Annotated in this window: 15 protein-coding genes and 1 tRNA gene; 9 read left to right on the top strand and 7 right to left on the bottom strand. The window is 66.5% G+C overall.

Annotated elements, in window-relative coordinates:
• Positions 1-5 precede the first annotated feature (5 nt).
• The 3 genes from U3653_RS00800 to U3653_RS00810 all read right to left on the bottom strand — a co-directional run bounded on the left by U3653_RS00800 (position 6) and on the right by U3653_RS00810 (position 4,487).
• Positions 6-1,286: a YibE/F family protein gene (locus U3653_RS00800; RefSeq protein ID WP_195080871.1), complete on the bottom strand. Its 1,281-nt coding sequence runs from the start codon at positions 1,284-1,286 to the stop codon at positions 6-8.
• Positions 1,287-1,680: 394 nt separating this feature from the next.
• Entirely contained in the window at positions 1,681-2,934 is a 1,254-nt protein-coding gene (locus U3653_RS00805) for a pyridoxal phosphate-dependent aminotransferase (protein WP_195080872.1), read from the bottom strand.
• 101 nt (positions 2,935-3,035) lie between these two features.
• Positions 3,036-4,487, bottom strand: a complete 1,452-nt coding sequence (locus tag U3653_RS00810) for a helix-turn-helix domain-containing protein (RefSeq protein WP_494338306.1) — start codon at positions 4,485-4,487, stop codon at positions 3,036-3,038.
• Between the two features lie 116 nt (positions 4,488-4,603).
• Here U3653_RS00810 and U3653_RS00815 point away from each other — a divergent pair, with 116 nt between their 5' ends.
• Positions 4,604-5,053 (top strand): hypothetical protein, encoded by a 450-nt coding sequence (locus U3653_RS00815; RefSeq protein WP_195080874.1) that lies wholly within the window; start codon positions 4,604-4,606, stop codon positions 5,051-5,053.
• Positions 5,054-5,132: 79 nt separating this feature from the next.
• Here the strand turns inward: U3653_RS00815 and dcd are convergent, their stop codons facing one another.
• Complete coding sequence (gene dcd, locus U3653_RS00820; RefSeq protein WP_067796475.1) at positions 5,133-5,732, bottom strand: dCTP deaminase; 600 nt, start codon at positions 5,730-5,732, stop codon at positions 5,133-5,135.
• Between the two features lie 114 nt (positions 5,733-5,846).
• Here dcd and U3653_RS00825 point away from each other — a divergent pair, with 114 nt between their 5' ends.
• Together U3653_RS00825 and U3653_RS00830 are read left to right on the top strand one after the other, a co-directional pair.
• Positions 5,847-6,620, top strand: a complete 774-nt coding sequence (locus U3653_RS00825) for an SDR family NAD(P)-dependent oxidoreductase (RefSeq protein ID WP_039804349.1) — start codon at positions 5,847-5,849, stop codon at positions 6,618-6,620.
• Positions 6,621-6,908: 288 nt separating this feature from the next.
• Complete coding sequence (locus U3653_RS00830; protein ID WP_195080875.1) at positions 6,909-7,643, top strand: phosphatase PAP2 family protein; 735 nt, start codon at positions 6,909-6,911, stop codon at positions 7,641-7,643.
• Positions 7,644-7,665: 22 nt separating this feature from the next.
• Here U3653_RS00830 and U3653_RS00835 read toward each other — a convergent pair whose 3' ends face one another.
• Together U3653_RS00835 and U3653_RS00840 are read right to left on the bottom strand one after the other, a co-directional pair.
• The gene (locus U3653_RS00835) at positions 7,666-7,929 is read right to left on the bottom strand and encodes a hypothetical protein (protein WP_195080876.1); all 264 of its coding nucleotides are present in this window, start codon (positions 7,927-7,929) and stop codon (positions 7,666-7,668) included.
• Between the two features lie 306 nt (positions 7,930-8,235).
• Complete coding sequence (locus U3653_RS00840; RefSeq protein WP_195080877.1) at positions 8,236-8,772, bottom strand: DNA-directed RNA polymerase subunit beta; 537 nt, start codon at positions 8,770-8,772, stop codon at positions 8,236-8,238.
• Between the two features lie 187 nt (positions 8,773-8,959).
• Between U3653_RS00840 and U3653_RS00845 the strand changes: the two genes are divergently transcribed.
• The 5 genes from U3653_RS00845 to U3653_RS00865 all read left to right on the top strand — a co-directional run bounded on the left by U3653_RS00845 (position 8,960) and on the right by U3653_RS00865 (position 12,057).
• A complete protein-coding gene (locus tag U3653_RS00845; protein WP_195080878.1) occupies positions 8,960-9,856 on the top strand; it encodes a helix-turn-helix domain-containing protein in 897 nt (298 codons plus the stop codon).
• The gene (locus tag U3653_RS00850; protein ID WP_195080879.1) at positions 9,846-10,052 is read left to right on the top strand and encodes a DUF397 domain-containing protein; all 207 of its coding nucleotides are present in this window, start codon (positions 9,846-9,848) and stop codon (positions 10,050-10,052) included. The genes U3653_RS00845 and U3653_RS00850 overlap by 11 nt, the downstream gene beginning before the upstream one ends.
• A gap of 19 nt (positions 10,053-10,071) precedes the next feature.
• Positions 10,072-10,287, top strand: coding sequence for a DUF397 domain-containing protein (locus U3653_RS00855; protein WP_195080880.1), 216 nt, complete (start codon positions 10,072-10,074; stop codon positions 10,285-10,287).
• Positions 10,288-10,380: 93 nt separating this feature from the next.
• Positions 10,381-10,454, top strand: a tRNA-Gly gene (locus U3653_RS00860).
• Positions 10,455-10,935: 481 nt separating this feature from the next.
• Positions 10,936-12,057, top strand: coding sequence for an alpha/beta hydrolase (locus U3653_RS00865; RefSeq protein ID WP_195080881.1), 1,122 nt, complete (start codon positions 10,936-10,938; stop codon positions 12,055-12,057).
• A gap of 37 nt (positions 12,058-12,094) precedes the next feature.
• On the opposite strand, the gene U3653_RS00870 is transcribed toward U3653_RS00865, so the two are convergent.
• Positions 12,095-12,655 carry a TetR/AcrR family transcriptional regulator gene (locus U3653_RS00870; RefSeq protein WP_195080882.1) on the bottom strand — a complete coding sequence of 187 codons (561 nt, stop codon included), beginning with the start codon at positions 12,653-12,655 and terminating at the stop codon, positions 12,095-12,097.
• 157 nt (positions 12,656-12,812) lie between these two features.
• On the opposite strand from U3653_RS00870, the gene U3653_RS00875 reads away from it, so the two are divergent.
• Positions 12,813-13,277: a DoxX family protein gene (locus U3653_RS00875; RefSeq protein ID WP_323124681.1), complete on the top strand. Its 465-nt coding sequence runs from the start codon at positions 12,813-12,815 to the stop codon at positions 13,275-13,277.
• Positions 13,278-13,279 lie beyond the last annotated feature (2 nt).

The raw sequence follows: 13,279 nt of genomic DNA on the forward strand, positions 1-13,279 counted from the left end.
AAGTCTCAGACCCGCGCGTGCCGGGCGCGGCGCGGGCGCGGCGCCGGCGTGGGTTCCTTGGTCGTGAACGGGCGGGCGAGCAGCACCGCGATGCCGGTGGTCAACGGCACCGACAGCGCCAGCGCGATACCGCCGACCGCCGAGCGCGCGATCTCGATGGCCACCGCGTCACCGGTCAGCACGTCGCGGATGGACCGCCCCGCCACGCTGAACAGCAGCAACAGCGGCAGCGCCCCACCGGCGTAGGCGAGTACCAGCGTGTAGACGGTGCTGGCGATGTGATCGCGCCCCACGCGCATGGCAGCGGCGAAAACCTCCCGCCGGGAGGCGGACCGGTCGATCGCGGCCAACTCGAACGCGGCCGACGCCTGGGTGATCGTGACGTCGTTGAGCACACCGAGCGAACCGATGATGAACCCGGCCAGCAGCAGTCCGGTGATGCTGACGTGCTCGATGTAGGTGGCGACGTTGGTGTTCTGCTCCTCGGAAAGCCCGGTCAGATTGGTCATCTCGATGGTGAGCCAGGACAGCCCCGCGGCGAGCAGCATCGAGGTCAGCGTGCCGAGCAGCGCCGAACTGGTGCGCAGGTTGACCCCGTGCGCCAGATACAGCACCGCGTAGAGGATCAGGGAGCCCGCGACCAAGGCGACCGGGATCGCCGGTTTCCCGTCCAGCAGCGCGGGCAGCAGGAACAGCACCAGGACCGCGAAGGCGAACACCAGGCCGAGCAGCGCGCGGACGCCGCGCCAGCGCGCCACCACGATGATCACCACGACGAACGCGAGGGCGATCAGCGTGAGCGGCAGCCCGCGCGAGTAGTCCTCGAACGAATACAGCGGCGTCCCGCTCGGGTCGGTCTGGCGGACCAGCCGGAGCTTGTCACCGGCGTGCAGATCGGGTTGTCCTGGGCCGGGGGCGATCTCCAGCAGCGTGCGGTTGCCTTTGTGCGGTCCGGACTCGATCGAGATCAGGCTGCGCTGGCAGGTGTAGGCGTTGTTGCGCGGCGCTTGGGGTTGGTCGACGAACACCTTGCCCAGCGACGGGCTGCCGCACGGCCCCACATCCTGGAGCACCACGGTGCCCGCCTCGGTCTGCACCGCGCCGCCGCCCGCGTTCTGCATCGGCAGCGGGATGTCGATGTGCTGCTTGCTCGGCCACAGCACGATCGCGCCGATGACGACGACGATTCCGATCGCGGTGAGTAGCCCGACGACCACGCGCGCCGCGGTCGCGCCGATCGCGATCGGTCCCGAATGATCGTGATGATGGTGGTGGTGGTCGCTCACCGCGCTCCTACCTGTCCGATGTGTTTGCGCCCGGAGCGAGCCTAAAGGATTTCATTTTCAAGACCGTCGCGGCGGTTACCGAACACAGCGGATACACGGTCGATGCGGACCGATCGCGGGAGAAAAAGGAAGTTAGAGGGGGCGGCGGAGAGCAGGGGGATGTCTCCGCCGCCCGCAGGGCAGGCGGCCCAGGGGGGTAGGCGGCCTAACCCGAGGCCGGATATGCCCAGGGGGGGTAGGCAATCCGACCAGGCACTCAGAGTGCCGAGGACCACTGTACACAAAAGTACTTCTTTTGCGCTAGCCAGTCGCCAAATCCGACAGGTATCCGTACGTCGAGTTTGTTTCCAGGCCGGAAGCGGGGCGATTATATTGACCGCCGCCGCCCTTCCCGCTATTGGCGATAGCTGGACAGGAAGTTGCCGAACCGTTCGATCGCGACCGCGAGATCCCTGGCCCATGGCAGCGTGACGATCCGCAGGTGGTCGTGGTCCGGCCAGTTGAAGCCGGTGCCTTGCACCATCAGGATCTTCTCCTGCAACAGCAGATCCAGGATCAGCTTCGAGTCGTCGTAGATCTCGTACACGTTCGGATCGAGCCGCGGGAACGCGTAGAGCGCGCCCTTCGGCTTCACACAGGACACGCCGGGAATCATGTTCAGCCGCTCCCAGGCGACGTCGCGCTGTTCGAGCAGCCGCCCGCCGGGCAGGATCAGGTCCTCGATGCTCTGATGACCGCCGAGCGCGACCTGAATGGCGTGCTGCGCGGGCACGTTCGGACACAACCGCGAGGAGGCGAGCAGATCGATGCCCTCCAGGAACCCGGCCGCGTGCTCCTTCGGCCCGGTGATCGCCAGCCAGCCCGACCGATAGCCGGCGACCCGGTAGGCCTTGGACAGCCCGTTGAAGGTCAGGCACAGCAGGTCGGGCGCCACCGTGGCCAGCGAGATGTGCTTGGCGTCGTCGTAGAGGATCTTGTCGTAGATCTCGTCGGCGAGCAGCAGCAACTGGTGCTTGCGCGCCAGGTCGGCGATCTGCTGGAGCACTTCGGCGGAGTACACCGCGCCGGTGGGGTTGTTCGGATTGATCACCAGCAGCGCTTTGGTCTTGTCGGTGATCTTCGATTCGATGTCGGCGATGTCGGGCTGCCAGCCGTTGGCCTCGTCACACAGGTAGTGCACCGGCGTACCGCCGGCCAGGCTGGTCATCGCGGTCCACAGCGGGTAGTCCGGCGCGGGGATCAGCACCTCGTCGCCGTTGTCCAGCAGGGCCTGCATGGTGATGGTGATCAGCTCGGAGACGCCGTTGCCGAGGTAGACGTCGTCCACATCCAGCTCGGGGAAACCGGGCACGAGTTCGTAGCGGGTCACGATCGCGCGCCGCGCCGAGAGGATGCCCTTGGACTCGGAGTAGCCCTGGGCGTACGGGAGCGCCGCGATGATGTCGCGCATGATCACGTCGGGCGCCTCGAACCCGAACGGGGCGGGGTTGCCGATATTGAGCTTGAGGATGCGGTGGCCCTCGGCCTCCAGCCGTGCCGCGTGCGCGTGTACCGGTCCACGGATCTCGTAGACGACGTTCTGCAGCTTCGTGGACTGCTCCAGAACACGCGGGGGGCGGTGCGGATGATGAGGACTCACCCGTCCCATGGTGCCATCCGTCGCAACTGGATAAATCGCCTGGCCGAGCTCCGATCGGGCCGCCACGCCCCCGACGGCGGCGACGGCCCCCGCCGGGTGTGACGCGTCACTCAGTGGGGACCGACGGGTGGGATGCCCTTGGCCGCCGTCGAGCCGCAGAATTCCTCGATCCGCTCGTCCAACCGGCGCGCCTCGACCGAGTCGCGGAAGGCCGGGGCCGCGATCCGCCTGCGCACACCGGTCAACCGCTCCTCGAGCTGCGCGATGCGCTTGTCCTCGTCGAGCCCGAGCACCGGTTGCAGCGCCTCGGCCGCGCCGTCCAGGCTGCCGTTGATCAGGTGCGCGGCCGCGCAGTCCACCCTGGCGAGCGCTTCCGCGCCGTAGGAGCGCTGTTCGGACGGTCCGTTGGAGTACAGCTCGATGGCCCGCTGGGTGGCGCTGAGCGCGGGCTCGGCCTGACCGAGGTGGATGTAGGTGGCGCCGGCGTAGTAGTTGGCCTTGGCGTCGTTGAACCCGAAGACGCCGCCCACCTCGTCGTGCAGGGTGTCGGTGGCGGCGATCTCGCGGGCGTCGCCCGCCGCTCGGACGCAGCGATCGGTGTCGGCGGCGCTGCCGAGCGCCGACCAGATGCGCGCCTCGATATTGAGCAGCCGCACCTGCGCGGTCGCGGATTCGGCGAACTCCTGCCCGCTCTGGGCGAGCTGGACCGCCCGGCGCGGCCGCTGCGACCAGTATTCGATCAGCGCGTGCATGCCGCGGGTCCAGGCCCGAAGTCCGTTGTGCCCGCACAACTCCGCGTAGGCCCATGCCGCGCGGACCTGCTCGCCCGCCGCGTCGTAGTAGCCGAGGTCGGTACTCGCGTTGGCGAGCAGGCCCGAGAGCGTGCCCGCCAACAGATACAGATGCCCGGTGTCGGCGGGCCGCTGATGGCCTTCCAGCAACCGGTACACCCGCCGCCGCACCCGCACCATTTCCACCATCATCGGAACCGGCGGGATGCGCACGTAATCGTTCGCGATGCGCACGACATCCGCGTCGAGCTGTTCCAACGTGCTCGCACCGACATTGGTGCTCTCGGCCTTGCCGGCGTGCTCGCTGGCCTCGTGGGCAGCCGCCATGATCAGATCCCTCTCCGAAATCGCTGCCAACGCAGCACCTCTCATCGCACCGGCGTCTATGAGAGCCAAAAGGTCCGCGTCGCTCGAATAGTGAACGCGCGCCGAGGCGTCGGTCTGCGCATCGAAACCCGGCGGGACGGCTCGATCGATCGCGGGCCGATCGATCAGTGCCGCGAACCGCGCCCGCACCACATCGTCGGACCTGGCCAGTGAGGTATCCAGAGCGGCTTGGTTGATCGGTCGTGGATGGACCCGGACGCCTCCGGCTTCCCACTTCGACACCAAGCGTTCGTGCACACCCAGATGGGCGGCGAATTCCCTGATGCTCATCCGCTTGGCATCGCGAAGGGCACGGGCCTCTTTGCCTGACCAATGCGTGACCACGGTGTCATCCCTTCCGAACGAACTCCTACCAGAGTACGAGCGGTTTGTGAGCGGGGCCACAGGTGAAATACGGCCCGCATCAAAGGCAGCGGAAGGGCAGCGGAAGGCGGGCGGGCGGGGGATGCCGAATCATGCGGCGAGCCGGGACCATTGAGGCGGAAGGCAAGGAGTTCGCCGTGAATGTCGAGAAACTCAGGACCGTGGACGATTGGGTGGCGTTCTATCGGCACGAGTTCGGACTGCCGGTCACCGAGCGTGGCGGTTTCGCCATGCTGCCGATCACCGGTCGCGTTTGCGTCGTCCACCTGCCGACCGCACGTGCCGAAAAGGTGCGCGTCGCACTGGAACAACAGGGAACGAGGGGTCCCATGTTGGCCAGGCAGATCCGATGGAGTTTCCTCGCCGAGCCCGACAGCCGACCGGGACCACAGGTGCTCGAGGCGCTCAATCGGCTCGATATCGGCCTGCCCGCCGTCGGCAGCGCCGTGATGTTGCCGACCGGCCTCGGCCGCTGGACCCGGGAAGGGTGCTACTGGGTCAGCCCGCCGAGCCGCGGTGACACGCTTCCACCGCTGTCCGTCATCCTCACAACGGCGCTCGCGGTGGGAGCGGGCGGCGGGGACTGATCACCTCCGCGGTCAGTTCCCCGCTGCCGTCCGCCGGGTCCGCTTCTCCCCCACAGTCGACGAAGCGGACCCGGCGGCGTCAGCGTGATTCGGCGGCGTCGATCGCGGCGGCCGGAATCGGGAAGTTGAGGTAGGACCGCGACGGAGTCGGTCCGCGCTGACCCTGGTACTTCGAGCCGGCCACGGCGCTGCCGTACGGGTGCTCGGCCGGGCTGGTCAGTCTGAGCAGGCACAACTGGCCGATCTTCATGCCCGGCCACAGCGTGATCGGCAGATTGGCCACGTTGGACAGCTCCAGCGTGATGTGCCCGCTGAAGCCGGGATCGATGAAACCCGCGGTCGAGTGGGTCAGCAGGCCCAAGCGGCCGAGGCTGGACTTGCCCTCCAACCGTCCGGCCAGGTCGTCCGGCAGGGTGCAGACCTCGAGGGTGGAGCCGAGCACGAATTCGCCGGGGTGCAGCACGAACGGCTCGCCCTCGGCAGGCTCGACCAGACTGGTGAGCTCGTCCTGCTGCTGCGCCGGATCGATGTGGGTGTAGCGGGTGTTGTTGAAGACCCGGAACATCCGGTCCAAGCGCACGTCGATGCTCGAGGGCTGGATCAGGTTCTCCAGCAGCGGCTCGACGCCGAGACGCCCAGCGGCGATCTCCGCGCGGATGTCACGATCGGAAAGCAGCACGCGACGAGCGTAGCGCCTGCTCGACGGGGCTCCTCAGCCGCACAGTGATATGGAGAGACCGATATCCTCGCATTCATTCGGGCGCCGCCGCCCGTGAGCGAAGGGATGGACCATATGACCGAGGGCTCGCTGTTCGACCTGACCGGCCACGTCGCCGTCGTCACCGGGGGTAATTCCGGCATCGGTCTCGGGTTCGCCCGTGGGCTCGCGCGAGCCGGCGCCGATGTCTGTGTGGTCGGCCGCAACACCGAACGCAACGAGGCCGCCGCCGCCGAATTGCGCGCCTTCGGCGGGCGGGTGCTCGCGCTGAGCTGCGACGTCGGCGAGGAACAGCAGGTGATCGACACCATCGGCCGCGCGGCCGCCGAACTCGGCCGCATCGACTCCTGCTTCGTGAACGCCGGTGTCAGCCAAGGGTTCATCCCCTTCGTGGAGACCGATCTCGCGGAATTCCGCCGGGTCACCTCGCTCAACCTCGACGCGGCGTTCGTGACGCTGCGCGAAGCGGCGAAGGCGATGCTCGCCCAGGGTGAAGGCGGCAGCCTGGTCGCCACCGCGAGCCTCGCCGCCCAGCAGGGCGTTCCGCGCGGGCAGTCCTACGCGGCCAGCAAGGCGGGGCTGATCGCCATGGTCAACTCGATCGCGGTGGAGCTGGCCAAGCACGGCATCCGCGCGAACTCGGTGCTGCCCGGCTGGGTCGAGACGCCGATGACCGAGGACGCCTTCGCCTGGGACCGCTTCCGCGAACGCGTCCACCCGAGAATCCCGGTTCGCCGCTGGGGCCTGCCGAGCGATTTCGAATCCGTCGCCGTCTACCTCGCCAGCCCCGCCAGCGCCTACCACACCGGCGACACTCTGCTGATCGACGGCGGTTACAGCAAGTTCTGACTCGGCAAGACGCTCGCCACATTCGACCGCGCCGCCGGATAGCCACCGCCCCGCGCATTGCCGCGCATCCACTACGGCACGCCTGCGGCTGCCTGATACCGCCCGCGGGCCGATCGTCTCACCGGGTACCGCCGAGGACTGCGCGTCGCTGACGTCACGCGCACCCCGAAGAGGGCCGCGCTGTACGACCCGGTCGCTCGCGCCGGTCGATCGATAGCACGGTCCTGGTGTCGTCCCAGCTGGGGAACGGACTTGGCTACCTTCCGGCGGCGGAAGTGGGACTGTGGAATGGTGACTTCCCTTCGCATTCGCAACGCCATCCGGGTGCTCACCGTATTGCTGGTGGTGTGCGCCGCGTCTCTCACGGCAGGTGTGGTCGGGAATCGCGGTCCTGGCGGATTCGATCGCGGCATCACCGACTGGGCCGTAGCGCACCGCAACGGCACGCTGACTCCGGTCGCGGTGACGGTCAGCCTGCTGGGCGGCACACTCGCCATGACGGCCCTGGCCACGGTGACCTGCCTGATCCTGTCCTGGCGGCGGCGCTGGACGACGGCGGCGCTCGTCGCGATCACCGGGCTCGGCGGCGGGCTACTCGTGCGCGGCGGCAAGCGACTGACCGACCGGGACCGTCCGCCCATCGAAGAACATCTGATCAGCGTCTCCAACCAGGCCTACCCATCCGGGCACAGCATGGGCTCGTTCGTCGTGGTCGGCATCGTCCTCGCCGTCGCACTCCCCGGCATACACGGCCCCGCCTTGCGCGCCTGGACCGCGATCGCCGCCGCGCTGTTCGTCCTCGCGGTCGGCCTGTCGCGGATCTACCTCGGCGTCCACTGGGCCACCGACGTCCTCGGCGGCTGGTGCTTCGGGGCGCTGTGGCTCATCCTCTGCTTGACGGGGTATCGGTATTTGGTACCGGCCCGGGGCGGGACCAGGGACCACCTGCCGAGCCGAGAGCCGGACGGCACCGCGCCGGATTCGGTATCTTTCGACCGCCGCGAAGTCGGACGCGGGCGGTGAGCAGTCGTCCCACGGCCCGTGATCATCCGGCCGGAGGCGGTTGGCTACGCGGCTCGTCTCGTTGCGCTTCGGCTATCCCCAGGAACAAGCGCGCGATCCCGCACTCCGCGATTTCTTTCGCATGCTCGATGTCGTTCGGCGCCTGGGGATACGCGCGGATCACCTTGCCCTGGGCGTCGCCCAGCGACACACGCAGGGTGCCATCGGCATCGATGACCCGGATGACGGCACGTCCGCCGTCGAATGGCTTGGTCAGCCAGTGGTCGACGGCCGTGCCGCTCAGCACCCAACCATCGGTCGCGTCGATCGCGCGAATCCGCGACCACCCTGAGTACTCCATCTCAGCTCGCCATCGCGCTCAGCTGATGCGGAGCGGCGGGACGCTCGCCGATCGTCGGCACCCGAGCCCTTACGCTCTCCGCCATTTGCGGACGCTCGACGACAGTCGTCATGGACGACCACGGACGTAGGCACTGTACGCAGCAGGGATCCGGCATCTTCCGGCCGATCGGGCGAACCAACAGCCTCATCCCGCCGAAGTAGCACGCCATTGTCCAAACGGCGGCGGCGACGGCCGCGACATTCACCGCCATCAGTGGTCGCTCCTGGCCGAGCGGCCATCCGGCGTGGTCCACCGAGCTGACCGCCTCCCGTGTACTTGATCCGACCATGCGCGCACGCCGGCGATGACCACTTGTCCAGAGGGACGAAAGGAATTGCGCGCAGGCACTATCCAGTGACGGATCGCTTCCGCCGACGCGGCGGGCGATGGCAGCGCGATGCTCGCTCCGGTCCGCGCGACGTTGACGTCCAGGCGGAACATCTCGGCGAACAACTTCACGTCGCTCAGGTCGATGTCAGGCCGAATCAGGAAAGTCCACCTGCCGGAGCGTGGGTGCCCAACGATCGGCCCGATCGCGTGCCCGCCGTTGTGCAAGTAGGCCTTCACCGACTGACCGAGCCGCGTCGGCATCGTGACTCCCCACACGCTGCCCGCGCGAAGAACGATCCGGCCCAGTTCGGGCGGATCGATGACGACGGGTAGACCACAGGTCCGCCGGTAGTACTGACAGCGGGACAGCAGGGTGTCCCCGAACGCTCCTTCGTCCATCAGTAGACCTCTGCTCACTTCGAAGACGGTGGTTGGGTGCGCCAAACGCGGGATCAGCGACGCGATCCCCCGCTGGCTCCAGGAGACCACCGCAAGGTCTGTTCTGGAAGCTTCCTAAACGAATTTCAGGAGATGTATATGCCAACTTCCAGATAGGAGGCAGAATGCAATCCAGAATCGGTCGTGAAAGTTAGGACTGTGAACGATGGCCGCTGAAGCAGGTTCGGGCTCAACCATCCCGCGCCGCTTGCTTGCTCGACAGCTTCGAGCGCTCCGCGACAACGCGAGGGTCAGTTCGGAGACAGCGCGGAAGGAGATCGGCGTCTCACAGCAGACCTTCTGGCGCATGGAGACCGGGCAACCCGTCAAGATCAACCGACTGTTCATCGAGCATCTGTGCAAGATCTACGGCACTGACGAGAAGACCAAAGCAGCCCTGCTGGCGCTGCGCGATGAGGCTCAAAACAAGAGCTGGTGGCATGCATACAGTGACGCCATTCCGAAAGACTTCGACCTGTTCGTCGGACTGGAACAGGCCGCTTCGAGTCTCGTGGGTTACCAACCCACGCTTTTGCCTGGCCTGTTGCAGACGACCGAATATCGCCAGGCGCTCATCTGGGTGGAGCGTCCGAACATAAGCACCGCGGACGTGAATCTCCGGCTGGAACTCGCTTCGAGGCGGCGGGACCGCATCACTTCGAGGACCGCGCCGCTCAACTTGGACGTGATCGTGAATGAGGCCGCGCTCAGGCATGCCGTGGGCGGTGCAGCAGTGATGGAATCCCAACTGCATCACTTGGCGAGCGTTGGCAGTCGCCCCAATGTCTCCGTGCGCATCGTTCCGATCGATGCCCGAACACATCCGGGCCTCTTCGTCGGCGCGTTCACCATCCTCGAGTTCCCCCCACATAAAACGACCCATCTGACCGAGCCGCCGGTGGTGTACGTTGAGGGCTACACAGGGGACCTCTACCTGGAGAAAGGCGAAGAGGTCGCACAGTATCGCAAGGCGTTCAGCGACATTGAACGCTCAGCGTTGAGCAGAGAGCAGAGCCGCAATCTGTTCCTGGAGATTGCAGAGGAGTACGCCCGTGGACGTTGACCTATCCGGCGCTCACTGGTTCAAAAGTCGGCGCAGCGGACCATCCAAGGATTGCGTGGAGATCGCGTTCCTCAAAGGAGGACATGTCGGCATGCGTGACTCCAAGAATCCAATGGGCCCGGCGCTGGTGTTCACCCCCAGTGAGTGGGACGCCTTCACCGCTGGTGTCCTACAGGGAGAGTTCGACCGGCCGTAACTACCAGGGGAGCACGAGGGTGATCGGTCACCTAGCAGGCGCGTCCTGGTTCAAGAGCAGCCACAGCGGGGGCCACGGCGATTGTGTCGAGGTCGCGTTCCTCCGAGGGGGCATGATCGGAGTCCGCGATTCCAAAGATCCAGGTGGTTCGGCGCTGGTGTTCACCCCCAGCGAGTGGGACGCCTTCACCGCTGGCGTAGTGGGCGGGGAGTTCGACCGGAACCAGCGGCCCTGATCGACCCATCGGCCCAGCTCACCGGCATCTAGCTGGACTTTTCCCACCCCGCGCGCGGCTTCTGCTACAGTCTCGATTGGCACATCTGCCTCTGCCGATGTAGTTCAATGGTAGAACTTCTGCTTCCCAAGCAGACAGCGCGGGTTCGATTCCCGTCATCGGCTCCACCCCAGCCTGTCCCACTGACCGGGGCGGGTCTTTTGAGATCGGCAGGCGAGCAGGCTCGCGAATTGGATAATCGCCTAGGTCAGGCGTCGCCAATGGTTGCCGGACACACTCCGCCATCGGCGATCCGTAACACTCACCTCCTAGCGCGCATCGCTGGCACCGACCATTCGGTGAACTCGCGTCCCGACCGTGTCGTCCAACGCTTTCGGCATCCAAGTTCAGGCATGAGGAGAGTGTTTCGAGTCAAGATCGCGGCAGGATCTTGCTGGTCACATGGTTCATGCCGCGGCTGGGGGAGATGACCTGAAGGCGCTCGGTAATGCCGATTACAGCGCGATTGGAGGGCCGGGTTGCCGCCCACTCAGATCCGTGAGCCGCGCCGCCTTCTTGACTGACGTCCAAGAAGTCTTTACCGTAACCGCCATCCACTTCTTGGATGGCGTCCAAGAAGAGTGGTGGTGAAGCGGGAGGACGCGAGTCATGGAAATCAGTGGGCCGGCCGATCGGCGCCAGGCGGTAGCGGTGCGGCGGCGTGAGGTCTCGTTCACCTCCGGCCAGGACGAGTGCGCCGCATGGTTGTACACCGCGCCTGACCTGAACGGCCCGCGTCCGATGGTGATCATGGGGCACGGACTCGGGGCGGTGCGGGAGATGCGCCTGGATGCCTACGCGGAACGGTTCGCCGACGCGGGGTGGTCGGTGCTGGTGTTCGACTACCGTCACCTCGGTGCCAGCGGCGGAGCACCGCGCCAGCTCCTCGATATCGGTCGGCAACGCGCCGATTGGCATGCCGCCCTGGCCTTCGCACGCACACTTCCGGAGGTCGATGTCGACCGGATCGCGTTGTGGGGCAGCTCTTTCGGCGGCGGACATGTCCTTCAGGTCGCCTCTGAAGACACCCGAATCGCGGCGGTCGTGGCCCAGTGCCCCTTCACCGACGGACCGGCGTCGTTGCGCTCGCGGATCCGGACCGGCCCGCTGAGCGTGGTAGCGCTGACAGTGGCGGGCATCCTCGACACGGTCGGTTCCTGGTTCGGCGCGAAGCCGATCCTGTTGCCGATGGCGGGGACGTCCTGGATGCCCGCGTTCGTGGCCTCACCCGACGCTCTCGCCGGCGCTTCCGCACTCCTGCCCGCGGGGACCCGGCTCTCGCGGCGCACCAGCGCGTTGTTGAAACGGCTGCCGTCGGTGCGGGCTCAGGTGTCGAAGAACATCGAGCTGACCGAAATCGACGGTGGGGAAGAACCCGTGACCGGTGTCGGTCGCGACAGCATATGGGGTGTATTGCGCGGCCCGGATGATCAATTCGATGCCGCCAACGCCCTGGCCGCACGGCTGGTGCTGCACCTCCCGCTCGATCGGCCCGGTCGCGCGCTGGCTCGCTTCAGCACTCCGACGCTGCTGTGTGTCTGCGACAACGACGCGGCCGCGCCCGCGAAGACCACGAAGCGCCGCGCGCAGGGCCTGGCACACGTGCACGTCCAGAACTACCCCTGCGACCACTTCGGCATCTACTTGGGCGAGCACTTCGAACGCGCCGTGCGTGACCAACTCCATTTCCTGGCAACACAGTTCGACAACACCGCACACAACACGCAGTAGGTCGCCCCTGGCTGATGGACGTGCGGAGAGCGGGCAGTCAGTCGGCGGCTGCGGCCAGACTGCTAGCGCTGTTCAGCAACGTCTCGAGCACCGCGCGCCGCTGGGCCTGCTCCGTCGGATGCGTCAGCAAGCCTTCGACAACGAAAACGCCGATCGCGACCAGCGGATCCAGTTCGTCAGCGGGCACGCCGAGCTCGATCAGCTCTGCCCGGAACAATCCCTCGGCCAGCGCGTGGAACTGCTCGTGCCATTCCTGAATGGACGCGGACTCCTTGGCGCGCATGTGCACCGTGCTGACCAACCGGCCCAGTTGCTCCAATTCCTCGACCAGCCACAACAGCCGATCAGCCAGCCCCGAGCCGAGCATTTCGCTGTAGGAGGCCATCGAGTCGGCCAGGACCGCGTCCAGGACCGCGATCAATACCGCGTCCTTGTCCCGGAAGTACCAGTACAGCGTGTTCGACACCACTCCGGCGTCGCGGGCGATCCGCGCCATCGATGCCGCGTCGTATCCCTCCTCGACGAACAACCGCCGAGCAGCCACCACGATCTCCGCGCGCTTCTCTTCCCGATCCTGCGGACGTCTGTTGCGAGGCATCTCCAGTCCTGATCTAGTGCCAGGCCCTGATGCTATCTTGACCAGCCTCCAAGAACTGCCCTCGCCATCGAGTGGCGCATGGTTGAGGCGAATCGCGAGTATCCCCTCCGTCATGTGCCGCTCAACACGGCGCCGGATGCGGCCACCCATCCGGAGAGTGATCTGGGTCACCGGGTTGTCACAACGTTCGCTTGCGCGGTGTCTTCTGGCCGACACATCAGAGACGGAGGAGATTCCGATGAACATCGCACTGTGGATCGCTACGGCACTGTTGGCCGCGCTCGCCCTCTTCGGCGGTATCACCAAGGCGTTCGTTCCGCGGGAAAAGCTTGCCGCGTCGCCTGGCGGGGAATGGACGGCGAGTGCCGGGGACGGCTTCGTCAAGGGTCTGGGCGTCTTGCAGATTTTGGCGGCGGTCGGTTTGACCCTGCCCGCCGTGCTCGGCATCGCCCCGGTGATGGTGCCGGTCACGGCCGTGTGCTGGGTCGGGCTCATGGTCGGCGCGATGATCACGCACGGCCGGCTGGGGGAGTACAAGTTCGTCGTGCTGAACTCGGTGTATCTCGCGGTGGCGGTGTTCATCGCGTGGGGTCGGTTCGCCCTCGAACCTTTCACGAGCTGACG

The organism is Nocardia implantans, from assembly GCF_035544775.1.
GTDB lineage: Bacteria > Actinomycetota > Actinomycetes > Mycobacteriales > Mycobacteriaceae > Nocardia > Nocardia implantans.